Source organism: Oceanimonas sp. CAM02 (assembly GCF_032842915.1).
Lineage (GTDB): Bacteria > Pseudomonadota > Gammaproteobacteria > Enterobacterales > Aeromonadaceae > Oceanimonas > Oceanimonas smirnovii.
In genome coordinates, this window is sequence record NZ_JAWJBK010000029.1 from 21,270 (window position 1) to 44,929 (window position 23,660).

General features: G+C 57.0%; 27 protein-coding genes. 10 read left to right on the forward strand and 17 right to left on the reverse strand.

Going from position 1 to position 23,660, the window contains the following annotated elements; all coding sequences use genetic code 11:
• Position 1 precedes the first annotated feature (1 nt).
• The 3 genes from R0I78_RS09320 (at position 2) to dinB (ending at position 2,462) form a co-directional block, all read left to right on the forward strand.
• On the forward strand, positions 2 to 1,036 hold the full coding sequence (locus R0I78_RS09320; RefSeq protein WP_317075146.1) for an FAD:protein FMN transferase: 1,035 nt from the start codon (positions 2 to 4) through the stop codon (positions 1,034 to 1,036).
• A 1-nt stretch (position 1,037) separates the two neighbouring features.
• Positions 1,038 to 1,262: a (Na+)-NQR maturation NqrM gene (nqrM, locus tag R0I78_RS09325; protein WP_019934390.1), complete on the forward strand. Its 225-nt coding sequence runs from the start codon at positions 1,038 to 1,040 to the stop codon at positions 1,260 to 1,262.
• A 156-nt stretch (positions 1,263 to 1,418) separates the two neighbouring features.
• Entirely contained in the window at positions 1,419 to 2,462 is a 1,044-nt protein-coding gene (dinB, locus tag R0I78_RS09330) for a DNA polymerase IV (protein WP_317075147.1), read from the forward strand.
• A gap of 59 nt (positions 2,463 to 2,521) precedes the next feature.
• Here the strand turns inward: dinB and R0I78_RS09335 are convergent, their stop codons facing one another.
• From R0I78_RS09335 to R0I78_RS09345, 3 genes are all read right to left on the reverse strand, one after another.
• Complete coding sequence (locus tag R0I78_RS09335; RefSeq protein ID WP_317075148.1) at positions 2,522 to 2,866, reverse strand: hypothetical protein; 345 nt, start codon at positions 2,864 to 2,866, stop codon at positions 2,522 to 2,524.
• Between the two features lie 79 nt (positions 2,867 to 2,945).
• Entirely contained in the window at positions 2,946 to 4,409 is a 1,464-nt protein-coding gene (locus R0I78_RS09340) for an aminoacyl-histidine dipeptidase (protein ID WP_019934387.1), read from the reverse strand.
• A gap of 85 nt (positions 4,410 to 4,494) precedes the next feature.
• Positions 4,495 to 6,129, reverse strand: coding sequence for a methyl-accepting chemotaxis protein (locus R0I78_RS09345; protein ID WP_019934386.1), 1,635 nt, complete (start codon positions 6,127 to 6,129; stop codon positions 4,495 to 4,497).
• Between the two features lie 272 nt (positions 6,130 to 6,401).
• Between R0I78_RS09345 and gpt the strand changes: the two genes are divergently transcribed.
• The 6 genes from gpt to R0I78_RS09375 all read left to right on the forward strand — a co-directional run bounded on the left by gpt (position 6,402) and on the right by R0I78_RS09375 (position 11,619).
• A complete protein-coding gene (gene gpt / locus R0I78_RS09350) occupies positions 6,402 to 6,872 on the forward strand; it encodes a xanthine phosphoribosyltransferase (RefSeq protein WP_019934385.1) in 471 nt (156 codons plus the stop codon).
• Positions 6,873 to 6,920: 48 nt separating this feature from the next.
• Complete coding sequence (gene frsA / locus R0I78_RS09355; protein WP_317075149.1) at positions 6,921 to 8,168, forward strand: esterase FrsA; 1,248 nt, start codon at positions 6,921 to 6,923, stop codon at positions 8,166 to 8,168.
• A gap of 106 nt (positions 8,169 to 8,274) precedes the next feature.
• Positions 8,275 to 8,676: a sigma factor-binding protein Crl gene (gene crl / locus R0I78_RS09360; protein WP_317075150.1), complete on the forward strand. Its 402-nt coding sequence runs from the start codon at positions 8,275 to 8,277 to the stop codon at positions 8,674 to 8,676.
• Between the two features lie 94 nt (positions 8,677 to 8,770).
• The gene (gene proB, locus R0I78_RS09365; protein ID WP_317075151.1) at positions 8,771 to 9,874 is read left to right on the forward strand and encodes a glutamate 5-kinase; all 1,104 of its coding nucleotides are present in this window, start codon (positions 8,771 to 8,773) and stop codon (positions 9,872 to 9,874) included.
• Between the two features lie 8 nt (positions 9,875 to 9,882).
• Positions 9,883 to 11,139, forward strand: coding sequence for a glutamate-5-semialdehyde dehydrogenase (locus R0I78_RS09370; protein ID WP_317075152.1), 1,257 nt, complete (start codon positions 9,883 to 9,885; stop codon positions 11,137 to 11,139).
• A 51-nt stretch (positions 11,140 to 11,190) separates the two neighbouring features.
• Entirely contained in the window at positions 11,191 to 11,619 is a 429-nt protein-coding gene (locus R0I78_RS09375) for a hypothetical protein (RefSeq protein ID WP_019934380.1), read from the forward strand.
• Between the two features lie 81 nt (positions 11,620 to 11,700).
• Here R0I78_RS09375 and R0I78_RS09380 read toward each other — a convergent pair whose 3' ends face one another.
• From R0I78_RS09380 to R0I78_RS09415, 8 genes are all read right to left on the reverse strand, one after another.
• Positions 11,701 to 12,189: a protein disulfide oxidoreductase gene (locus tag R0I78_RS09380; protein ID WP_317075153.1), complete on the reverse strand. Its 489-nt coding sequence runs from the start codon at positions 12,187 to 12,189 to the stop codon at positions 11,701 to 11,703.
• Positions 12,186 to 14,228: a protein-disulfide reductase DsbD family protein gene (locus R0I78_RS09385; protein WP_317075154.1), complete on the reverse strand. Its 2,043-nt coding sequence runs from the start codon at positions 14,226 to 14,228 to the stop codon at positions 12,186 to 12,188. The genes R0I78_RS09380 and R0I78_RS09385 overlap by 4 nt, the downstream gene beginning before the upstream one ends.
• Before the next feature lie 53 nt (positions 14,229 to 14,281).
• Positions 14,282 to 14,629, reverse strand: a complete 348-nt coding sequence (locus R0I78_RS09390) for a hypothetical protein (protein WP_317075155.1) — start codon at positions 14,627 to 14,629, stop codon at positions 14,282 to 14,284.
• A complete protein-coding gene (locus R0I78_RS09395; RefSeq protein WP_019934376.1) occupies positions 14,611 to 15,213 on the reverse strand; it encodes a LysE family translocator in 603 nt (200 codons plus the stop codon). The genes R0I78_RS09390 and R0I78_RS09395 overlap by 19 nt, the downstream gene beginning before the upstream one ends.
• 111 nt (positions 15,214 to 15,324) lie before the next feature.
• The gene (locus R0I78_RS09400; protein ID WP_317075156.1) at positions 15,325 to 15,870 is read right to left on the reverse strand and encodes a DUF1439 domain-containing protein; all 546 of its coding nucleotides are present in this window, start codon (positions 15,868 to 15,870) and stop codon (positions 15,325 to 15,327) included.
• A 168-nt stretch (positions 15,871 to 16,038) separates the two neighbouring features.
• Positions 16,039 to 16,485 (reverse strand): YaiI/YqxD family protein, encoded by a 447-nt coding sequence (locus tag R0I78_RS09405; RefSeq protein ID WP_317075157.1) that lies wholly within the window; start codon positions 16,483 to 16,485, stop codon positions 16,039 to 16,041.
• On the reverse strand, positions 16,485 to 16,886 hold the full coding sequence (locus R0I78_RS09410) for a DUF2750 domain-containing protein (protein ID WP_019934373.1): 402 nt from the start codon (positions 16,884 to 16,886) through the stop codon (positions 16,485 to 16,487). Before R0I78_RS09410 ends, R0I78_RS09405 begins: the two co-directional genes overlap by 1 nt.
• A gap of 34 nt (positions 16,887 to 16,920) precedes the next feature.
• Positions 16,921 to 17,121, reverse strand: a complete 201-nt coding sequence (locus R0I78_RS09415; protein ID WP_317075158.1) for a DUF2061 domain-containing protein — start codon at positions 17,119 to 17,121, stop codon at positions 16,921 to 16,923.
• A gap of 222 nt (positions 17,122 to 17,343) precedes the next feature.
• Here R0I78_RS09415 and aroG point away from each other — a divergent pair, with 222 nt between their 5' ends.
• Positions 17,344 to 18,399, forward strand: coding sequence for a 3-deoxy-7-phosphoheptulonate synthase AroG (aroG, locus tag R0I78_RS09420; protein WP_317075159.1), 1,056 nt, complete (start codon positions 17,344 to 17,346; stop codon positions 18,397 to 18,399).
• Positions 18,400 to 18,558: 159 nt separating this feature from the next.
• On the opposite strand, the gene lipA is transcribed toward aroG, so the two are convergent.
• The 6 genes from lipA to mltB all read right to left on the reverse strand — a co-directional run bounded on the left by lipA (position 18,559) and on the right by mltB (position 23,650).
• Positions 18,559 to 19,524, reverse strand: coding sequence for a lipoyl synthase (gene lipA / locus R0I78_RS09425; RefSeq protein WP_019934370.1), 966 nt, complete (start codon positions 19,522 to 19,524; stop codon positions 18,559 to 18,561).
• Entirely contained in the window at positions 19,517 to 20,173 is a 657-nt protein-coding gene (gene lipB / locus R0I78_RS09430; protein ID WP_019934369.1) for a lipoyl(octanoyl) transferase LipB, read from the reverse strand. Before lipB ends, lipA begins: the two co-directional genes overlap by 8 nt.
• Before the next feature lie 11 nt (positions 20,174 to 20,184).
• Positions 20,185 to 20,448 (reverse strand): DUF493 family protein YbeD, encoded by a 264-nt coding sequence (gene ybeD / locus R0I78_RS09435; RefSeq protein ID WP_019934368.1) that lies wholly within the window; start codon positions 20,446 to 20,448, stop codon positions 20,185 to 20,187.
• A 165-nt stretch (positions 20,449 to 20,613) separates the two neighbouring features.
• Complete coding sequence (locus R0I78_RS09440) at positions 20,614 to 21,786, reverse strand: serine hydrolase (protein WP_019934367.1); 1,173 nt, start codon at positions 21,784 to 21,786, stop codon at positions 20,614 to 20,616.
• A 69-nt stretch (positions 21,787 to 21,855) separates the two neighbouring features.
• The gene (locus tag R0I78_RS09445; RefSeq protein ID WP_019934366.1) at positions 21,856 to 22,701 is read right to left on the reverse strand and encodes a septal ring lytic transglycosylase RlpA family protein; all 846 of its coding nucleotides are present in this window, start codon (positions 22,699 to 22,701) and stop codon (positions 21,856 to 21,858) included.
• Positions 22,679 to 23,650 (reverse strand): lytic murein transglycosylase B, encoded by a 972-nt coding sequence (mltB, locus tag R0I78_RS09450; protein ID WP_317075160.1) that lies wholly within the window; start codon positions 23,648 to 23,650, stop codon positions 22,679 to 22,681. Before mltB ends, R0I78_RS09445 begins: the two co-directional genes overlap by 23 nt.
• Between the last annotated feature and the right edge of the window lie 10 nt (positions 23,651 to 23,660).

The following is a 23,660-nucleotide window of genomic DNA, read 5'->3' on the forward strand; positions in this document are numbered from 1 at the left end:
AATGATGATTCGCGTAATTAACTGGCTGGCCCCACTGGGGCTGGCCTTTTTATTGGCGGCCTGCCGGCCGGCAGATGATGTTGCAACTCAGCTGCACCTGACTGGCAACACCATGGGTACTTACTATTCCGTTAAAGTAGTGGGTGCCGGTGACAGCCAGGCCGAGGTATTGCAGGCTGAAATCGACCGCCGGCTGGAGTTGGTCAATGATCAAATGTCCACTTACCGTGAACACTCCGAGCTGAGCCGGTTTAACCAGTATCGGGACCAGGCTCCCTTTAAGGTATCCAGCGACACCGCCAAGGTGGTAACTGCCGCGCTGCAGCTGGGGCGGGACAGCAACGACGCTCTGGATGTGACCGTCGGGCCGCTGGTCAACCTGTGGGGCTTTGGCCCTGACGCCCGGCCAACGCATATTCCCAGTGATGAACAGCTGGCAGAGACCAAGGCCGAGACCGGTCTGGCTCACCTGTCGGTGATCACCCGTGCCGATGGTGACTATCTGCAAAAATCCCTGCCCGGGCTTTATGTGGACCTGTCGTCCATTGCCAAGGGCTTTGGTGTGGATGCGGTGTCGGAATACCTCTCCGAGCAGGGGCTGACCAATCATCTGGTGGAAATTGGTGGTGAGGTGAGAACCCGGGGCCTGAATGCTCATGGTCAGGACTGGCGTATAGCGGTGGAAAAACCCGGTGCAGGTGAGGGCATGGTACAGCAGGTGGTAACCATTGCCGGTACCAGTGTGGCGACTTCCGGTGATTATCGTAATTACTACGAGCTGGATGGTGAGCGGGTTTCCCATACCATTGATCCGGCTACCGGCAAGCCCATTACTCACCGGCTGGCGTCGGTGACAGTCATTCATCCGTCCTGTATGATGGCAGACGGTCTGGCCACGGCGCTGACGGTGATGGGAACCGAGCGAGCACTGGCATTTGCCGAGCAGCGGGGGCTGGCGGTCTATCTGCTGACCAAAACGGACGATGGCTTTAAAGTGGATATGTCCAGCGCCTTCAAGAAGTATCTAAGAGGTTGATATGCTGTATTTTCTGATTACTTTTGGCGTCTTTGCGCTGGTGGTGGCGGCCATGGCCATTGGCTATATTATTCAGCGCAAGACCATTTCCGGCTCCTGCGGCGGCCTGGGTGGCATTGGTGTAGAAAAAGCCTGTGACTGCCCGGATCCATGCGACAACCGCAAAAAGAAAATGGCCAAGGAAGAAGCCCGCCGCCAAATGCTGGAAGAAAACCGCATCATCTAAAAGCAGGGACTAGGGATTGGGGACCAGGGACTTGGTCATTCCGGCCCTCGAGCCGGAATCCATCCTGCAGGCCACTGTGTCATCCGCTCTGGACTCCGGCCTGCGCCGGAGTGACAGAAAACCAAATCCCTATTCCCTAATCCCCGCATTGTCGTTATGCGTAAAATCATTCATGTGGACATGGACTGTTTCTTTGCCGCCGTGGAGATGCGGGCTCACCCTGAGTGGCGGGACATTCCTCTGGCCATTGGCGGCAGTGCCAGCCGGCGGGGAGTGATTGCCACCTGCAACTACCCGGCGCGTCAGTTTGGTGTGCGCTCGGCCATGCCCAGTCATCAGGCGCTGCGGTTGTGCCCTCATCTGTTGCTTATTCGCGGTAATATGGCGGAATACAAGCGGGTATCTCAGCAAATCCGTGCCATCTTTTATCGCTACACCGAGCTGGTTGAGCCCCTTTCCCTTGATGAAGCCTACCTGGATGTGACCGGCAGCCCGCTGTTTAACGGCAGCGCCACCTTAATTGCCGAGGATATACGCCGGGCCATTCGTGACGAGCTGCAGCTGACTGCTTCGGCAGGCGTGGCACCCAACAAGTTTCTGGCCAAAATTGCTTCTGATGAAAACAAACCCGATGGTCTCTTTGTGCTGTCACCGGGGAAGGTGCCTGAGTATGTGCGTGGCCTGGCACTGAGCAAGATTCCCGGTGTAGGCCAGAAAACCGCAGAAAAACTCGCTGCCATGGGGCTGGAAACCTGCGATCAGGCCGTGGCTGCCGGTGAAGACACTCTGGTGCGCCATTTCGGCAAGTTTGGTTATGCGCTGTGGCAGCGGGCTCAGGGCGTTGACGAACGGCCGGTGCAGACCGACAGAGTACGCAAATCGGTGGGCGTGGAAACCACACTGGCTGCGGATATTTATGCTGCTGAGCAGGGCAGGGAAATATTACAGCAGCTCTGGCCGGAACTGCTGCGCCGGCTGGCTGAACGGCCCATCAGTGGTCTGTGCATCAAGCTCAAGTTTGACGATTTTGAACAGACCACACTATCACGGCGCACCACAGTGCCCGAGCTGGAGTCAGCCCTTAAGCTGTGTGAACAGATCTGGGAGCGGGCAGAAGGCCGCGGCGTGCGGCTGGTGGGTATAAGCGCGGAGCTGGCTGGGGAAGACAGCGGCGTCCAGCTCGGGTTTGAGTGGGGTTGAAACCAGGGAATAGGGATTAGGGAGCAGGGGTTCCCTATTCCCGACTCCCCATTCCCGGGTTATTTAAGGTGATCTTCTTCCACAAACCAGCCCTGATTAGATTGTGGGGCCGCCGGTGCGGCTTGTGCGCTGCCCACCACGGCGGCGGGACCGCTGCTCTGTGCCTGCGCTGAGCTTGTCGTGGCTGTGCCCGGCTCCAGTGCCGGCGCATCACGGCCGTCATCGGGATGGGCCTGGTTTTGCTGGTAGCCGTCATTGCTGTAGTCATTCTGCACACCCGGGGCCAGCTTGCGGGTTTCATCCAGCAGTTCACGGCCAAAATCAACAGCCCGGCTGAGAAGGTTGTCGGCCAGTGCCGGTGTGGTCACCAGCACACCAAGCAGTAACAGGGATTTTGCTTTCATCGGGCACCTCCATAATAAACTGCCCAAATCATAAGCGAAAATCCCTGTGCTGAATATGTCTTCGGCCTTGTCTTTGTCGTTAACTGACGCGCTCGGGTGTTTGCTCCAGTACGCGCACCAGTAATTGCCAGAAGCGCTCCACAGCACTGATGCTGACCCGCTCATCGGGAGAGTGAGCACCCTGAATGGTCGGCCCGAACGACACCATGTCCCAGTGCGGGTACACATGGCCCAGCAAACCGCATTCCAGGCCGGCATGAATAACCTTAACCGCCGGCAGCTCGCCAAATACGTCTTTGTGCGTATCCAGCACCAGCTTCATGATGGGGGAGTCCGGGTTGGGCTGCCAGCCCGGATAGGCACCGTCCAGCATCACGGTGGCACCGGCCAGCTCAAATACAGCGGTGGTCATGGCGGCCACCCTGTCTCGTCCGGCATTATCCAGCGAGCGGATCAGGCATTGCACATGAATATGATCATCGCGGGTTTCAATGACTCCCAGGTTACTGGACGTCTGTGTAACGTCAGGCATGGTACGGCTCATGGCCAGGGCACCGTGAGGGCAGGCCAGCAGAGCCCGCACCAGCTGTTGCTGGAGGGGCCGGTTCATTATTCGCCCGGGCAGTGCGCAAGGAAGCAGTTCTAGCTGAATAAAATCGTCAACACCCTGAAACTCACTGCAGTATTGCTGCTGATATTGCGCCAGCAGCGCGTGCAGTTCGGGCTGGTCCTGCTCGGGCAATACCAGCACAGCACTGGCTTCCCGGGCGATGGCATTGCGCAGGGTACCGCCGGCAAGCGTGCTCAGCCGCACTTGCTCAAACCGGCTGAAGGCATGCAGCAGCTCTGCCAGCAGCTTGTTGGCACTGGCCCGGCCTTCATGAATATTGATGCCGGAATGGCCACCACGCAGGCCCTTGATGTTCAGCTGCAGCGCCACCAGGCCTGGTGGTACCGGCTCGGCCTGATAGGGCAGGGTAATGTTGGCATCCACACCACCGGCACAGCCCATATAAACGTCACCGTCCTGCTCCGAGTCGGTATTGAGCAGTATCTCGCCTTCAAGCCAGCCGGGCTGAAGATTAAAAGCGCCTGTCATGCCGCTTTCTTCATCGACGGTCAGCAGCACTTCCAGCGGACCGTGTGTGAGTGTGTTGTCGGCCAGCACGGCCAGACAGGCGGCCATGCCAATGCCATTGTCGGCACCCAGGGTGGTGCCGGTGGCACAGACCCAGTCACCGTCAATGCGCGGACGAATGGGATCCCTGGTAAAGTCATGCTGCGTGCCGGCATTGGCCTGAGGCACCATATCAAGGTGGGCCTGCAGCACCACTCCCTTGCGGTTTTCCATGCCGGGACTGGCGGGCTTTTTAATAAGCAAGTTACCAATCTCATCCTGTTGTACCACCAGGCCAAGATCGTTGGCCCATAGAGTGATCCAGCGACGCAGTTCGGCTTCATGGCCGGAAGGGTGAGGAATGCTGCAGATGGTGTCAAAAAAGCCCCAGACACTGGCCGGGGCTAAAGTACGTATGGAAGTCATGCGGTTACCGGCAAATAAAACAGTGCATTCAGCTTACCCTGCCTCTGCGGCCGTTATCCATTACCGGCCTCAAAATCTGAGAGGCTCAGGCTTTAAAACCGTCAACTTCTGCTGACAGCCGCTGTCCCAGACCGAGCAGGGCGGTACCGGCACTGTCGGTTTCATGGGTTTTGCTGCGCACTTCTTCTGCCAGTTCGCTCAGACGGCTGAGGTTGCGGCTCATTTCTTCCGTGGTCTGGCGCTGCTGCTCGGCGGCGGTGGCAATCTGGTTGTTCATGTCGTTAATCAGCGTCATGCGCTCGGTAATGGTTGCCAGAGCCTCACCTGCCTGTACCGCGCTGCCCTGAGTTTCCTCGGCGCGCTGCATCAGCGTCTGCATGCGGGTGACAGTATCATCCGACTCCTGCTGAAGACCATGAATAATTTGCTCAATCTCATTGGTGGAACTTTGGGTGCGGGTGGCCAGCTCCCGTACCTCGTCGGCCACCACCGCAAAGCCGCGGCCCTGCTCACCGGCCCGGGCTGCTTCAATGGCGGCATTCAGTGCCAGCAGGTTGGTTTGCTCGGCAATGGTGCGGATCACCTCCAGCACGGTACCAATTTCCTTGGTACGTTCTGCCAGCGCTCCCAGCCGTTGCTGAGCCTGACTGAGTTCATTGACCAGCGCGGAGGAATGCTCGCAGGTCTCTGCTACCTGTTGCGAGCCCTGCTGGGCAGCAACGGAGGACTCCCGGCTGGCGTTGGCAGCCTGGCCGGCAGAGCGGGCAACCTCACTGCTGGTGGCCAGCATTTCCTGCATGGCGGTGGCCACTTGCTCGGTTTCAGCGGACTGCTGCTCCGACACACTGCGGTTATGACGTACGATTTCCGACAGCCGGCCGGATGCCTGCGTAACTTCCTGGCTGATGGGCGAGAGCCGGCGAATGGTGTCGCCCAGGCGGGCACAGAACTGGTTAAAGCTCTGGCTGAGCTGGGTAATTTCATCCCTGCCGCTTTCATCCAGGCGCTGGCGCAAGTCACCCTCACCGTGAGAAATATCCCTCAGGGCACTGACTGTCTGACTTACCGGATTAAGAATGCTGCGGATCAGTACCACGGCTACCAGCACCGCCACGGCACCCAGGCCCAGCATCAGCAGCATGACCTTGCCTGCCAGCTCAAACAGCTGAGTTTCTACATCATCAATATAAATACCGGTGCCGATAATCCAGCCCCAGGGGTCGAACAGCTGGACGTAAGAGACTTTTTCTACCGGTTCACTCAGGCCGGGCTTGGGCCAGAGATAGTGTACAAAGCCGCGGCCACCGGTTTCTATTTCCCGCACCATTTCAACAAACAGCCGCTTGCCATTGGGATCCTGAAAGCCGCTCAGGTCTTCACCGTTGAGCTCCGGCTTCATGGGATGCAGTATCATGCGGGGGTGATGGTCATTGATCCAGAAATAGTCATCGTTGCCATAGCGCAGGCCGGCTACCGCGACCTTGGCCAGCGAGCGGGCCTGGGCTTCTGAAAGCTGGCCGCTTAATTGCTGAGCGTAATAATGTTGAATAACACTGCTGGCCTGCTGTACCTGATGCATGGCCTGAGTGCGCTTTTCTTCTACCAGGCTCTGATAAAAAAACCATAACATCAGCAGAGTGACACCAAGAATGCCTGCAGACAGTAATAACAGATTCAGGTAGAGCCGTTTTGCGATGGTCAGAGAGCGAAGCCAGTTCACATTAAATTCCTTTTTATTGTGGTCAGATTCCGTGCCGAACTCATTCTAGGTACTAATTCCCACAAAGTAAGTATGTATTCAGGGAAATGAGATAAAGTCGTCTTAGACTTTGGTCTAACATGGTGGGGAAGGATCTTCGCCGAAAAAGCTGTTTAGCTGGTCAAGAATGAGCGCGATCTTTATAATGCGCCCATTGTTTGCCCGCCAGTCCGTCAATGCAGGCTGCCGGGTGGCCATTCTGTTTTAAAGCCAACACCCAAAGGTTCTTTTATATGTCCAACAAATTCGTCGTCACCTGGGACTCTTTTCAGCGCGAAGCGCGCAAGCTGGCTGCCCGCCAGCTGCCGGCCAGCCAGTGGAAAGGCATTATTGCCGTCAGCCGCGGTGGTCTGGTACCTGCCGCCATTCTGGCCCGTGAGCTGGGTATTCGTCACGTAGACACCCTGTGCATTTCCAGCTACGACCATAATCAGCAGCGTGATGATCTGCAGGTACTCAAGCAGGTAAACGGCGACGGCGAAGGTTTCCTGATTGTGGATGATCTGGTTGATACCGGTAATACCGCCAAGGTGATCCGCGAGCTGTATCCCAAGGCCAAGTTCATTACCGTGTTTGCCAAGCCCAAAGGCGAGCCGCTGGTAGATGACTTTGAAGTGCGTGTTGGCCAGGATACCTGGATTGAACAACCCTGGGACATGAGCGTGACCTTTGTAACGCCTCTGTGCGATCAGGACCAGGCATGATAAAAAGGCTCTTCGGGGCCTTTTTTATTTTCAGACGCCGGAGTGCCGATGACAGACCTGCAAAGCAACGTGACCGAGCAATTGTTTTCAGCTGTACACCATGTTCCTGAAACATCCACCATCAGCTATGCCGGCCGGCGCACGGCAGTACCACAAGAGCCGGCTCCATTTGTAGATGGTGCCGATCTGCCCGCCTTTTACCGGCTGCAAAAGCGGGCTCTCTGGCACTGGCAGGGCATAGACAGTATCGAAATAGAAGCCACACTGGCGCGCATGGCCATGGCTACCGGCAGGCGCAGTGTGGATGCCTGGCTGGATACGCTGGTGGAATATGGGCCCGGCCACTGGGTATTTGAGTGGAGTCAGCTGGGAGCGGCGGCACAACAACAGGCGCGTCAGGCCAGTGGTCAGCATCAGGCTCAGCAGCACTTTCTGGCCGCGGCCCGTTACTTTTCGCTGGCCAGTTATCCTCATCTGAAAGGTGACCGGCTTGCGTTGCAGGCTCAGTTACTGGCCAATCAGGCTTACCGGGAAGCCGGGCGGTTGCTGCCGGTGCCGTTAAAAGAACTGCGTATTCCCTTTAACGGCAAGGAAGTGCAGGGTTATCTGCATCTGCCCGCCGCCGACAGACCACTGCCTTTAGTGATAGTAAGCGGTAGCCTGGACAGCCTGCAGCTCGACTTCTGGCATTTTTATCATCGTTTTCTGGCTCCGGCGGGTATTGCCATGCTGACCGTTGACATGCCCGGTATCGGTTACTCTTCTCACTGGCCTCTGGTACAGGACAGCAGCCGGCTGCATCAGGCGGTGCTGCATTATGTGCCGAATATTCCCTGGGTTGATGAACGCCGGGTCGCCATGCTGGGGGTGCGCATGGGCGGCAATGTGGCGGCCCGGCTGGCCAGTCTGGAGCCATTCCGGCTGCGGGCTGCCGTCAGCATTGCCGGTGCCGCCAATTTGTTTTTCAGCGAACAGGAGCGCTTTATGCGGGCACCGGCCATGCTGAGAGACAGTGTGGCCAACCGGCTGGGCATGATCAGTAACGACTGGAACAGCGTGTTTCATCATTGCCGGGGACTGTCTTTAAAAACCCAGGGACTGATGGCACGAAAAACCTCCGTCCCCCTGCTCAGTATTGGCCATCGTCATGACTTTTTATGCCCGGAGCAGGAAATTCAGGCGCTGGCGGGGATCAGCCGCAGTGGCCAGGCGCAGGTGCTGGATAAACTGCCCTTGCTGGATGTATATGAAACTGCCTTGACCCGTGCCCGTGACTGGTTGCTAGACCACCTTTAAATTCGGGGCAAGGTATGGTTGCGACTTTTTTGCTCATCAGTGCTGCGTATCCTTTATTCTTGAGCGAAAAAGCGTTACATATAGGCCAGTTACCAGGGAGGTGGTTATGAGTACTGAAACAGTAAGTCATGGCAAGCTGTTGCGTCTGTTTGCGGCCATTGGCCCCTATCTGCGCAGTGAGCAGTCCAGTCAGGACGGTTACTTCTTTGATTGCCTGGCGGTGTGCGTCAGTGCCAAGGCGGAGCCGGAAAAACGGGAATTCTGGGGCTGGTGGCTGAAGCTTGTGCCTAAAAGCGACCAGAGTTTTGAATTTCATTATCGTCTTGGTCACTTTGGTGGCGAAGGGGGTGAGTGGCAGGAGCGGGATATTCCCCGCAAGCATGAAGAGGAAGTTGCCCGTACCCTGCGTGACTTCTACGACAAGCTGGCTGCCTGTCTTGACGAACTTTCTCTCAGTGCCGGCCCGGCACCGGAGCTTGGTGACAAGCACCTGCTGAGCCCCGCCTAAGCGTTTTTCGGCCCGCCGCAAAACCAAATTTTAAATAACAATTGCCGGCACCATGCCGGCATTGCTGTGTAGTAAAGGAGCCGCAGGGCGTTCCATGAAAGGCAAAACCATTGTTGTAAAACTGGGTACCAGTGTGCTCACCGGCGGCACCCGCCATCTCGACAAGGCACACATGGTGGAGCTGGTGCGCCAGTGCGCCAGCCTGCACCGGGCTGGCCACCGCATTATTGTCGTTACCTCAGCCGCTATTGCTGCCGGCCGTGAGCACCTGGGCTTTCCTGAACTGGCCGGTACCATGGCCAACAAGCAGATGCTGGCAGCCGTTGGCCAGACCCAGCTGATCCAGACCTGGCAGTCGTTATTCAATATCTATGGCCTGCATGTGGGCCAGTTGCTGCTGACCCGTGCCGATCTGGAAGACAGAGAGCGCTATCTCAACGCCCGGGACAGTCTGCGTGCCCTGCTGGATCACCGTATTATTCCGGTAATCAACGAAAACGACGCCGTGGCCACCAATGAGATCAAGGTGGGGGATAACGATAATCTGTCTGCCCGCGCCGCCATTCTGGCCGAGGCCGACTTGTTAATCCTGCTGACCGATCAGCGTGGTCTCTTTACTGCCGATCCGCGCAATAACCCAGATGCCCAGCTGATTGAAGAAGTGCAGACCATAGACGATACCCTGCGCAAGCTGGCCGGGGGCAGTGTCAGTGGTCTGGGCACCGGTGGTATGGCCACCAAGCTGCAGGCTGCCGACGTCGCCCGCCGGGCCGGGGTGGATGTGGTGATTGCTACCGGTCAGATTCCGGAAGTGGTAGGCCGGCTGGCTGCCGGCGAGCGGGTGGGTACCCGTTTTCCGGCACTGGCCACGCCGCTGGAAAGCCGCAAGCGCTGGATCCTGGCGGGCCCGCCTCCCCATGGTGAGATTCATATTGATACCGGCGCTGTGCGGGCGGTAACAGACAAGGGATCCAGCCTGCTGCCCAAGGGCATAGTACGGGTGGAAGGGCGTTTTCGCCGGGGTGAGGCCGTGCGTATTGTCAATGCCGACGGCCGGGAAGTGGCCCGGGGAATTTGTCGTTACGACGCACAGGATCTGGACCATATTAAAGGACAGCACTCTGATCAAATAGAAACACTGCTTGGCTATGGCTATGGCAGTGTTGCCATTCATCGTGACGATCTGGTGCTTTTGTAGGAGATATCATGGATTTGCAACAAATGGGCGATGCTGCCCAACAGGCCTCTTATGTGCTGGCGCAAGCCAGTACCCAAACCAAGAATGCGGCCCTCATTGCCATGGCCGGTGCGCTTGAGCAAAACGCGGCTGCCATTCTGGCGGCTAATGAAAAGGATCTGGCCATTGCCCGGGAAAACGGCATTGGTGATGCCATGCTCGACCGTTTGATGCTGAACAGCGCACGGCTTACCGCCATTGCCGACGATGTACGCAATGTGGTGCGGCTGCCGGATCCTGTGGGTGCCGAGCTTGAGTCCCGGGTGCTGGAAAATGGCATGCGGCTGTCCCGCCGCCGGGTACCGCTGGGCGTGGTAGGCGTTATTTATGAAGCTCGCCCGAATGTCACCATCGATATTGCTGCTCTGTGCCTGAAAACCGGAAATGCCAGCATTTTGCGCGGCGGCCGGGAAACCTTTCATACCAATCAGGAACTGGTAAAAGTGATCCGTCAGGCACTGGCAGCCTGCGATTTGCCTGAATCCTGTGTGCAGTATATCGGTGAGCCTGGACGGGAGTGGGTGAGCGGTTTGCTCAAGCTGGATCAGTATGTAGACATGATTATTCCGCGTGGCGGCCCCGGTCTGCACCAGCTGTGCAAGGAGCAGTCTACCATTCCGGTCATTATCGGTGGCTTTGGTATTGGCCATATGTTTGTGGACGAAAGTGCCGACCTGGTGCGTGCTGTTGAGGTCATTGATAATGCCAAGACCCAGCGTCCCAGTGTATGCAACACCATAGACACGCTGCTGGTGCATGAACGGGTTGCCGCTGACCTGCTGCCAGCCCTGAGTGTTCGCATGGCGGAAAAAAATGTGACCCTGGTGGCTGCTCCGCCGGCACTGGCACTATTGCAAAACGGCCCCGCCACGGTGCGCGCTGCTGAAGACGGCGACTTTGATACCGAATGGCTGAGCCTGACGCTGGGCGTGAAGCTGGTGAGCGATGTTGACGCGGCGCTGGCCCATTTGCGGGCACACAATGCGGCTCACTCCGATGCCATTCTGACCAATAGTCTGGTTAATGCCGAGCGTTTTATTAATGGCGCGCCGTCTGCGGCCGTGTACGTGAATGCATCTACCCGCTTTACCGATGGTGCCCAGTTTGGCCTGGGGGCCGAAGTGGCGGTCTCTACCCAGAAGCTGCATGCCCGGGGGCCAATGGGGCTGGAAGAGCTGACCAGCTACAAATGGGTAGGCCAGGCCGATTATCTTATTCGCGAGTAACCACCGGCCCCGTATCAGGGGCCGGAACTTTATTGAGGGGAGAGGACTGATATGCCATCCAAGTTGCTGGATGCCCTGTTGCTGGCGATGCCGTTATCGCCCACGCTGGAGTCCTGGCGTCAGCATCTGATTAATCACCTGAACTATCCGGTGCAGGGAGCCCAAAGTCTGTTTATCGGCGATCCTGTGCTGGTTATCGTGTCGTTTCAGCATGGTCAGGCGGAAGTGTTATTGCCTGCCATGGAGTGGCGGCATCATGATATGCAAACGACCAAGCCCACCTCTCAGGGCGTGGTAGACGGCAATACCGGCACCCTGGAGCAGTTGCTGGCGCTGGTTGAAGAAGGCATTGCCCTGCGGCTGAAGTCATTTCATGAATGCAGCCACTGCGGCAAACGCTGTGCGCCGGAAGAGCTGGGCTCGCTGATGGGGGATCCCACCTGCCGGACATGCCTTAAAGGCCGGCGGGTGCTGTTTTAACGGCAGAGAATGGGGAGCGGGGAATAGAGAATAGCATCCCCAATCCCCAATCCCCAATCCCCAGTCCCCAGTCCCCAGTCCTTAGTCCCCGAACTGAACCAGCCAGCGTCTGAGTATCATGCCCGGCAGCGTGGTAAAGCCGGTAGTGGCCAGTTTCAGTTCACCCTTGTGCACTATCATCAGGGTGGGCGTTACGCCAATGCCCAGCGCACGTGCCAGCCGGTTGTTTTCATCGTTAATCACCGGAAAGTCATAGCCCTTGTCGTTCATATAGGCCTGTACTTTTTCACGGCTGCCTGACGCAATGGCAATACTCATCACCCGGCCCGGTACCAGATCCACCATGGGGGACACCAGCCGGCATACGCCGCACCAGCTGGCCCACACATACAGCAGCACCGGTTCATGCTGGCTTTGAGTGGCCAGATCCACCGGCACACCCTGCAGGGTGACCAGACCGTCCAGTGCGTCAGCCGAAGCCGGCAGACTGCGGCTGCGCCATAAATCTACAGCCGTCATCACCACCAGCAATACCAGGGCATAGCCCAGCAAGCGTTTAAGCCAGCTCATTGTGCCGCTTCCAGTGCTGAAATAACCCTGTCGCTGGTCAGCAGCACCTCCAGATCCCGTCCTTCGGGCAAGCCGGGACCAAACACCTGATTAAAGGGAATGCCGGCCCGGCCATGGGCCCGCAGGTAGTCGGTGATGGCCGGATCGGGCCGGGTCCAGTCGCCCTGCATCAGCACCACATCATGCTTGCTCAGTGCACTGTATACCGGATCCCGCTGGATCACGCCCACCTTGTTGGCCTTGCAGGTAATGCACCAGTCAGCAGTGATATCTACAAATACACGCTTGCCCGCCGCCACTTCCTGCTCGATGCGGGCTACATCAAGGGGCTGCCAGGGCAGCTCTGGCTTGGCCGGCGTGACCCAGTGCTCCTGGGTAAGCAGTGCCACACCGCCCAGTACCGCACCGGCCAGGCTGATGCCGGCGGCACCAAAGACAAGCGCGCGCATGCCATGACGGCGCAGCAGGGACCAGAGCGGCAATATGACCAACAGAGCGGCCAGTAACAGGCTGATGGGGCCACCCAGAGTAGCTGACAGCAGCGACAGCAACCACAGGCTGGTGGCCAGCAGCATCAGGCCAAACAGCCATTTGACTTTGACCATCCAGGGGCCGGGCCTGGGCATAAAGCGCACAAAGCCCGGAAAGGCCGCCAGCACCAGCCAGGGCAGGGCCATGCCCAGCCCCAGACCAGTAAAGATGGCAATCAGGATCAGTGGTGATGACGCCAGGGCCGCCGCCACTGCGGTGCCCAGAAACGGTGCACTGCAGGGAGTAGCCAGCAAAGTGGCAAACATGCCCTGCAGCAGATGGCTGCTGTTGCCGCCGCCCGGACGGGTGGCCAGCCAGGTACTCAGAGCGCTGGGCAGACGAATTTCAAATAACCCGAACAGGTTAAGAGAAAACAGGGCTGTGACCGCCAGCATAAAGCCGATAAAGCCCGGCTGCTGAAACTGAATGCCCCAGCCAAGCTGAGCGCCGGACCAGGTGAGGAACAGCATAAAGGCTGCCAGACCCCAGAACGACAGCATGATGCCGGCAGCAGACAGCAGCAGCGGTCTGCGTACCTGTGCACGGCTGCGCTCGCCCAGTAACAGGGTGTTTAGCTTCAGCCCCAGCACCGGCAGCACACAGGGCATGATGTTGAGAATAAGACCGCCGAGCAGGGCATAACCGAGCACCAGCAGCAGGCCGGGCTGACTGCTGGCTGCAGCTGCCAGTGTGCCTTGGGTCACCGAAGCGCTCAGCTCTTCGGCCAGGCTGTCATCGGCCACGGTAACGGTGAGCTGTTGGTCATGCAGGTTGAGCTCCGGATCCCAGCTGCTGACGGTAAAGCGCGCTTCCAGTTGGTTGCCTGTAGTGCTGAGTTGAGGCTGGCTGAATACGGCGGTGTCGGTATCGTCTACAAATACCTTCGGGCTGCTCCAGCCAGCGTCGTGCAGCAAGCGAATGGCCAGCTGTTCTTTTTCTGCGTCCCAGCGCCAGTCACCGGCCTGCACAAGCGTTGCCGGACGCGGCACTTGCGACAGCGCCTGCTGAAAATCATGGTTAACGGTTTCATTCAGGGGAGCATCAGCCTGCAGCGGCAGCGTCAGCTGATATTCGGTGAGCACACAGATGGTGGTGCAGCTGGGCAGGGTCAGAGTGGCATTGAAGGTAGCCGGTGCCTGGCGTTTTTCTGGTGTGATATAGACCGGAAAGTTCACATCGTGCTGATAACCCTGAGTTTCTATGCCCAGCAGATGAAAGCGCTCGGGCAGGGGCCAGCGCCAGTCAAAGGCCTGAACATTTTGTGATGTCTGCCAGTCGAGTTTGGGCGCTATGCCGCCCTCACCGGGAGAACGCCAGTAGGTTTTCCAGTCGTCAGCCAGACGCACCTGCAGCAGGGCGGCATATTGACCGGTGGCCTCGTTCAACGGGCCGTTTTGTACCAGCCGCACCTGCACAGGCGGATGGTCGGGAGCTTGCAGCCAGCCGGTGTCGGTGGCCTGAGCGCTCAGGGTGACAAGCAGCAAACAGAAGTAAAAAAGTCTATACACGATTAATGTCTCCGGTAATCAACGCAAAAGATAAGAAAGTCTTACCTTGGCTGTCATTCCCGGAATACACACAGTAACAGGTGTCGCCGGTATTCAGGCACCGGTTCTGGCGGAGGTATCAGCCGGCGGCCATGACGGCGGGGGGGCAGCCACCACCAGAATAACAGGGTAATCAGCCCAAGCAGCAGGCTGTCGGGATGATCCCAGAACTTGGTCAGCAGTTGTTCCGACAGCGAGCAGCGCTCATGGCTGTCGGCGCCGGCGGCATCGTCGCTCTGGCTTATCTGGGTTTGTTGCACACATGGGTTCATTATGCCCATACGCTGACCCAGGCAAAGCACGCCCACCAGCAACACCAGCATAATGGCCAGCCGGCCCCGGCTCAGCCCAGTGCCAGCCATAACGCCACACCCAGCATCAGACTGCCGGCAATGCGGTTCATCAGCTGAACCTTACCTTTTTGCTGCAATATCCGGCTTAATGTCCGGCCACCGCTGGCATAGAGCAGCATACAGATAAACTCCAGCGTCAGAATAATGGATATCAGTCCGGCCAGCTGCCCGGGCAGCGGTGCCCGGTTATCGATAAAGGGAGGCAGCAGGGCAATAAAAAAAGCCCAGCCCTTGGGATTGGCAATGGCGGTAATAAAGCCCTGACTAATCAGGTTAACAGCCGGAATATGGCGCGGACCTGCATCCACCGGACTTAACGCCAGCTTGCCTCTGGAACGCCACAGCTGAATACCGAGCCAGGCCAGATAAAGACCGCCGCCGTATTTAAGCAGCAGAAACAGCTGCGGGTATTGCAGCATCAGAGCAGCCACTCCCACTACCGCCAGACAGGCCACCAGCCCCACGCCCGCCAGCTCCCCCAGCATCATCCACAGGGTGCGTTTAACGCCCACTGTCATACCCAGTGACAGCGCCAGTGTCATGCACATGCCCGGGGTGATGGACACAAAGAAAAAAGTGGGCACAAACACCATTAAAACCGATGCGTTAATAGATCACCTGCCTGCCAGTGGCGCTAGGACTAAATAAAATCATCGCCATTGTAGGCCAAATGCCATCTATCAGACCAGCCTAGCGCGTTTGTGTCAGTCACTGAAACGGGGGCTGAGTACCAGCCGGCCGGGCACAATATCCAGCGCCAGCGGTACATTTTTCACCCAGCGATAACGGCCATCATCAAGACGGTATACCGGCTGGTTTTCAAGCACAGCTCGCACCAGCTGCATCATGCCGGCTGACGCGATCCCGACTTCCCCCTGATAGCCAAAGGCATTAACCTTGCTGTTCAGCAGATTGAGATCCCGAATAAAGATGGCGTTTTTCTGACGATCGTAGACCGGACGGCCTTCAATCTGCAGATCCAGCATGGCGGGAAAACGTGCCACTATGGCATTGATGGCGGTTTCGCCGCGAATATCGAGGCGCACCACCTGACGGTTATCCGGCCCTATGGTGAGATTCAAATCGTCAATGCGTGTTTCTACCAGCCCCTGCGTGAGTGTAGGGGCCTGCTGCTCCAGCTGAGTATAAAGCGCTTTTTCCAGCTCGCTTTCAGACACGCTGTATTGACTGACGCCGGCGCAGGCGCTCAGCAGCAGAGCACCAAGAGCAAGGGTAAGGGTTCTGAACATGGTGTACCTCTTTCGGGAGCTGTCAGCTATAAGTAAAACTACTTCTGCATGACTGCGAACCTTGGTTTAAAAGCCTGCAGCCCGGCAAAAAGTGTAAGTTTTTTGTTCATGTTTCAGCGCGTACAAGCCATCTTGTCTTACAGCTTAAAGCTGGCCGCTGCGAAAAGCCTATGGCCTTGAGCTTAAAAGCCGGTCGAGCTGGTTGGCAAAGGCCTGACGGTCGGCCTGGCTCAGGGCGGGCGGGCCGCCGGTTTGTACGCCGCTGGCGCGCATTGTGTCCATAAAATCACGCATGGTCAGTTTGGCGCGAATGGTGCCCTTGTCAAAGCGCTCGCCACGGGGGCTGAGCACGCCAGCTCCCTGTTCCAGGGCCTCTGCCGCCAGTGGAATATCCGCGGTAATGAGCAAATCACCGGACTCAATACGTTGCACAATTTCGTTATCAGCTACGTCAAACCCTTTCGCCACCTGCAGCTGGCGCACCAGTTTTGAGGCGGGCACCGGCAACACATGATTGGCCACCAGAATCAGTGGTGTGCCGGTGCGCTCGGCGGCGCGCAGCAAGATATCCCGAATAACCCGGGGGCAGGCATCCGCATCTACCCAAACCTGCATCAGTTGTGCCGCCCTGAGGACTTTTTGCGATCCAGCGCGTCTTTCAGCTCGTAAGGATCCACCACTATGCCGGTTTCATTCAGGGTAGGGAATACGGCCACCAGCAGCTCGTCGTCGGTCATGCCCGGCACCCAGCGCTTCAGCCACACATTCAGGCTGATGGCTTCCGGTTTGCAGTGCTGCCAGTCGCCCTGGGCCCAGTCCTGGGCATAGCCGGCGTGGGGCCATACCGGAATGCAGTCTTCATCATCGTCTGTGGTCAGCATCATGCAGCCGTGTTCATCGGTGAGGATCCAGAGCTCCTGTTGTTCGTTTACCCGGTTGACCAGGTGATTGAAACGCTCGTTATCGCTCAGGCTCAGTACCTGCGCCTTGTCTTGTTCATTGAGGGTATAGCTCATACCGGTTCTCGCTCTGGTGAATTAGCTGGCATGTTCACACTACACCAGTGGCTTTGTCCAGCTTATGTGCATGAAAGCGTTGCCATGCCTTTTCATGAAAGAAGTAGGCCACTGTATTGATCAAGGGCTCCACCAGTGCAATCAGCCCGCCTACCAGCAGACTGCCTGAAAGCAGCCAGGCCACACTGAAAGCGACGGTGAAATGCACCAGTGCGAAGGTCAGTGTTTTGTACATAACAGGCTCCTTGAGCAAAGGGGGTTCACATCTCAAATGATAATTATTATTGTAAATAGGTCCAATCGTTCCTTGTTATCGGTTTCATCGGCATTTTCTCTGTTACAAATGGGCTGTAAGGCTAATGGAGCGTTTACAGCCGGACCCTGCTCGGGATAGATTGGAAAAACACAGTGAATTCGAGCCAGGGTGCTCATCAGTAAATATAAAGCAGGGTTGCTCATGCATTTTCAGACCGACGATATCCGCATTAACGAAATCAAAGAGCTGTTGCCGCCGGTGGCGGTGCTGGAGAAATATCCGGCCACCGATACCGCCTCGGCCACCGTGTTTGAATCCCGGGAGGCCATTCACCGCATTCTGGCCGGTGAAGACGATCGCCTGCTGGTGGTGGTGGGGCCCTGCTCCATTCATAACACCGACGCTGCCATTGAGTATGGCCGGAAGCTGAAGGCGCTGCGTGAGCGCTATGCCGACACGCTGGAAGTGGTGATGCGGGTCTACTTTGAAAAGCCGCGTACTACCGTTGGCTGGAAAGGACTTATCAACGATCCTTATCTCGACAACAGCTTTCAGATCAACGACGGGCTGCGCATCGGCCGCAAGCTGCTGCTGGATCTCAACGACATGGGCCTGCCCACCGCCAGCGAATTTCTCGACATGATCACGCCGCAATATCTGGCAGATCTGATGAGCTGGGGCGCCATTGGTGCCCGTACTACCGAGTCTCAGGTGCACCGCGAGCTGGCGTCGGGTCTGTCCTGCCCGGTGGGCTTCAAGAACGGCACCGACGGCACCATCAAGGTGGCGGCAGATGCCATTGGTGCCGCCAGTGCCTCTCATCATTTTCTGTCGGTTACCAAATACGGCCATTCCGCCATTGTTTCCACTGCCGGCAACCCGGACTGCCATATTATTCTGCGGGGCGGCAAAGAGCCCAACTACAGCGCAGAGCATGTTGCGGCGGTGTGTGAAGGGCTGGAAAAAGCCGGTTTACCGCAAAAGCTGATGATCGACTTCAGCCATGCCAACAGCAGCAAGCAATATCAGCGGCAGATGCTGGTGGCGGAAGACGTGTGCGGCCAGATTGCTGCCGGTCAGCAGGCCATTATGGGCGTGATGGTGGAAAGTCACCTGGTGGAAGGCCGCCAGGATCTGAAAGAGGGCTGTGAGCTGACCTGGGGTCAGAGCATTACCGATGCCTGCATCGGCTGGGAAGATACCGAGAAAATGCTGGCACAGCTGGCAGAAGCCGTGGCGGCCCGCCGTCAGGCGTAATCTAAGTGAGGAGAGAGGAGTCAGAGGGGGAGGGGGTTAACTACCTCCGACTTCTGAGCTGAACAAAAAAGGAGCCTTTAGGCTCCTTTTTTGTGTCTGATGGTGATGATGGAAGGGCTGGACTTTTCTCTTCACCCTTCACCCCTCACCCTCACGGGGTTATTTCACTTCCACACCCTGCGCCTGCAGATCGGCATGATAAGAGGAGCGCACAAAGGGGCCACAGGCGGCATGAGTAAAGCCAATGCCGTCAGCAAAGTCTTTCAGTTCGTCAAACTCCGCGGGCGGCACATAGCGCTTCACCGGCAGGTGGTGACGGCTGGGCTGCAGATACTGGCCCAGGGTCAGCATGGTGACGTTATGTTCACGCAGATCCTTAAGCACTTCCATGATCTCTTCATTGGTTTCACCCAGCCCCATCATCAGGCCAGACTTGGTGGCCACCTGAGGATGCATTTCCTTGAACCGGCGCAGCAGCTCCAGTGACCATTTATAGTCGGCGCCGGGGCGGGCTACCCGATACAGGCGGGGGGCGGTTTCCAGGTTGTGGTTGAACACATCCGGCGGCGTGTCTTTGAGGATCTCCAGCGCCGTGTCCATGCGGCCACGGAAGTCCGGGGTCAGAATTTCAATTTTGGTATTGGGGCTTTGCTCGCGAATGGCCTTGATGCAGTCGGCAAAGTGCTGGGCACCGCCATCGCGCAGGTCGTCCCGGTCGACCGAGGTGATCACCACATATTTCAGACCCAGCTCTTTGATGGTCTTGGCCAGCTTGGCTGGCTCTTCCGGATCCACCGGCAGCGGGCGGCCGTGAGCCACATCGCAGAAGGGGCAGCGGCGAGTACAGATGGCACCCAGAATCATAAAGGTGGCGGTGCCGTGGTTAAAGCATTCGGCCAGATTGGGGCAGGAGGCTTCCTCGCACACAGAATGCAGGTTGTTCTCGCGCATAATGTTTTTGAGACCCTGTATGCGCTGATTGCTGGGAGGAAGTTTAATCTTCATCCACTCCGGCTTGCGCAGCACTTCTTCTTCTTGCTCGGGCATGAATTTGACCGGAATAAGGGCCATTTTGTCGGCGTCGCGCAGTTTTACGCCGGGTTCGACGCGCACAGGTTTACTCATAATGATACTTCTCTGTGGTGTAGTAGAGATGTTGATAGCCCAACCGGCCGGCCAGCAGGGGGACCAGGCGAGACTGGGCTTCATCCAAGTTCTGAGGACCACCCAGAGTACTGCACTGGGTCATGGCCATGCCGGCATAGCCGCAGGGGTTAATACGCAAAAACGGACTGAGATCCATGTTGACGTTAAGCGCCAGCCCATGAAAAGAGCAGCCCCGACGTACCCGCAGGCCCAGAGAGGCAATTTTGCTGTCGGCGACATACACGCCGGGAGCATCGGCCTTGGCGTAGGCTTCCACGTTATATTCTTTCAGCAGGGCGACAATTGACTCTTCCATGGCGGTAACCAGGTTACGCACCCCCAGTTTTTTGCGGCGCACATCCAGCAGCAGATACAGCACCAGCTGGCCAGGGCCGTGATAGGTAACCTGACCGCCACGATCGGCCTGAATGACCGGAATATCACCGGCGTTAAGCACATGCTCAGCCTTACCGGCCTGACCCTGGGTAAATACCGGCATATGCTCCACCAGCCAGAACTCATCACCGGTGTTTTGATCACGCTGGTCGGTGAAGTGTTGCATGGTGTGCCAGACGTGCTCGTAAGACGCCAGCCCCCAGTTTCTGATGGTGAGTTTGTCCTGCTGCATGAGTGAGTGCCTCAGAGTACGTATTTAACCAGCTCGATTTTGCCAAGCTCGGTATAAAGCAGCTCTATGTGCTCTTTGCTGTGCACCGTCACATTGACGCTGACAGCGTGATAATTGCCTTTGCTGCTGGGACGCACCTTGGGACTGTAGTCGCCGGGAGCGTGCTGCTGCAGTACTTCCACGATCAGATCGGGCAGGCGCTCGTCAGCCAGGCCCAGCACCTTGAAGGGAAAGTGGCAGGGAAAATCAAGCAACTCATCAAATTTGGTATTCATGGCAACCTTTGAAACAGCAGTATTCAATCGGGAATGGTGTAAATTTTCACAACCCATGTCGCATTTCTAACATAAAAACGGTTAATCTGAAACCGACAACTTGCAGGGTTATTGGTGAAGAGAGAAGCGGGAACGGGGCCGTTTGAGTGCGGCCCCAATAAGATATTATTTAAACAGACCTTGAATCAGCAGCGTAATATAGTCAATAAACCGGCTGAACAGACCACCCTGCTCTACATTTTCCAGCGCCACCAGCGGTACGGTAGCGACTTCACTGTCATTCAGCTTCAGGTGCAGTGTGCCTACCTGTTCGCCTTTCGCCAGCGGTGCCTTCAGGGCCTGATCCAGGGTGAAGTCGGCTTGCAGATTCTGAGCCTGGCCACGGGGAATGGTCACTGCCACCGCCTTGTCTACGCCCAGGGCGACAGTGTCTTTGTCACCCATCCAGATTTGCTGATCTACCAGCTTGCTGCCCGCTTCATACGGGGTCAGGGTCTGGTAGAAGCGAAAGCCATAAGTCAGCAGTTTTTTACTTTCGGCAGCCCGGGCACGCTCGCTGCTGGCACCCATCACTACCGCAATCAGACGCATATCATCCTTGGTGGCAGAAGATACCAGGTTGTAGCCCACAGCACTGACATGGCCGGTTTTGATGCCGTCTACATTGAGGGACTGATCCCACAGCAGGGAGTTGCGGTTGTGCTGAGTAATGCCGTTAAAGCTAAACGACTTCTCGGCATAGATGGCATATTCCTCGGGCACATCGCGGATCAGCGCCTGACCCAGTTTGGCCATGTCCCGGGCGGTGGTATACATCTCATCACTGTGCAGGCCGTGGGGCGTGACAAAGTGGCTGTCATTCATTCCCAGCCGTGCGGCCCAGGAGTTCATCAGGTCCGCAAAGGAGTTGACGCTGCCCGCCAGGTGTTCGGCTACGGCCACGGTGGCATCGTTACCCGACTGAATAATGATGCCCCGGTTCAGATCATCAATACTCACTTGCTTGCCGACTTCCAGAAACATCACCGAAGAGCCGGGGAAGTTCTGGGCCCAGGCCGCTTCACTGATGGTCACCATGTCGTCACGCTTGACCTTGCCTTCTTCCAGTGCCTGGCCCAGCACATAGGAGGTCAGCATTTTGGTCAGGCTGGCCGGCGGCAGCTTCTGATCAGCATTTTCTGCCACCAGCACCTGGCCGCTGGCATAGTCCATCAGCACATAAGATTTGGCCGCAATGGCCGGCGGCTCGGGGATCATGGAAATGGTATTTTGTGCCTGAGCGGAAAAAGACATCAGGCCGGCAATGGCGAGAGTAGGCAGAATGTTGACCGTACGCATAAGGTAAATCAGACCTTTATTAAATAATGAATGGCGTGAATTGCCGTTTTATGATGGATATCAGGTTATTTAGTTCAGGAAATATGCCTGTTCAAAGCCTTCAGCCACCAAACGGGTAAGAATCTTATCTGTTTGAGTAGCCGGAATGGGACCCATTTGCAATCGGTACCAATCAGAACGCTGCTCTACCCGGGCCGGAAAACCATACTCTTTGCTCAGGCGGGCAGCAAGTGCTCTGGCCTTGTCGCCGGAACGGGTAGCCAGCAGCTGAATATGACGACCTGTGGCTTTATTGGCCAGAAGACTGTCCTGCTTGCCGGGAGACATTTTAATCAGCTCGATCTTTACCGGGGCTGTGCCTTTATCGAGCATACCCAGCTTCCAGGCTGCAGCATAAGACAAATCGATAATACGGCCGTCGTGAAACGGTCCGCGGTCGTTTACTCGCACTATGACCTGTCTGCCGTTGGCAGTATTGGTCACTTTGACAAACGACGGCAGCGGCAGGTTCTTGTGAGCAGCCGTCATGGTATACATGTCGTACACCTCACCGTTGGATGTGTCGTGACCATGAAACTTGGCTCCATACCATGAGGCCATGCCTTCATCCCGGTAATTTTCTACCTCGCGCCAGACTTCATAGTCCTGACCCCAGACGTTGTAATCTTTATTACCCCGGCGGCTGTAAGGCTCAAAGCGCGGCACCGCATCCTTGACATGAGACATGTCGGGCATTTCGCCCGGTGCCTTATCCTGGCGCATGGAATAGCGGCCACCGGCGGTTTCGCGGTCGTAGCTGTCATCTTTGGTCTGCTCCGGAGCATCGGGCTGGCTGCTGCAGGCGGCCAGCAGCAGTGCCGCCAGTGGCAGCAGCAGCCCGGAGCGCACAAGCTTAACGCTGTTGTTCAAACGCATGTTTTATCTCTTCACTCAGTTGATACACCGCCATGGCATAGAGCGGGCTGCGATTATAACGGGTAATGACATAAAAGTTATGCTGTGCCACCCAATATTCCGGACCATCTGCACCTTCCAGTTTGAGCAGTTTGACCGGCGTATCCGGAGCCAGTTTGACGGCGGTGGTAATGCCGGCAGCGTTCAGCTCGGCCCAGCTGTAATCCAGCTCAAGAGCGGCAGACACCATGGCATCGGCAGCATCGGTATCGGTCACGCTGGCCTTGTGCACCACGGGCTCACCCGGCTGCCATTTATGCTGGTGGAAATAGTTGGCCACGCTGCCAATGGCGTCCACAGGCTCAAACAGATTGATGTGGCCGTCATCATTAAAATCGAGCGCATAGTGACGGTAGCTGGAGGAAATAAACTGGCCCATGCCCATGGCACCGGCATAGGAGCCTTTTTGTTCATCCAGTGCCCACTGCTGCTGCTCGGCCAGTTTCAGGTAATGGCCCAGCTCGGAGCGGAAAAATGCGCCTCTGGGCGGGTAATGAAAGCCAAGAGTATAGAGTGCATCCAGTACCCTGTGAGTGCCCATGTGGGCACCATAGTAGGTTTCCACACCAATAATGGCGGTAATGATCTGGGCCGGCACCTGCAGTTCCTGCTCGGCGCGGGTCAGCAGAGCCTCATGCTTTTTCCAGAAAACGGCACCCTGCTCAATACGCTTGTCGGTCAGAAAAATGGGGCGATAATCACGCCATGGTTTGGCCTCGGCCGGACGGGTCATGGCATCAATAATGGACTGCTGATAGGTAGCGCCGGCAATGGCCTGATCCAGATCTTGCTGGCTCAACTCAAATTTGTCCGCCAGCTCATTCAGCCATTGCTGCTGCTCGGTAACAGTGGGGGCGGCTGAAACCGAGGTTGAAAACCAAAGTGCCGCAGAAAGGAGAGCGAGGCGCATTGCGTGATTC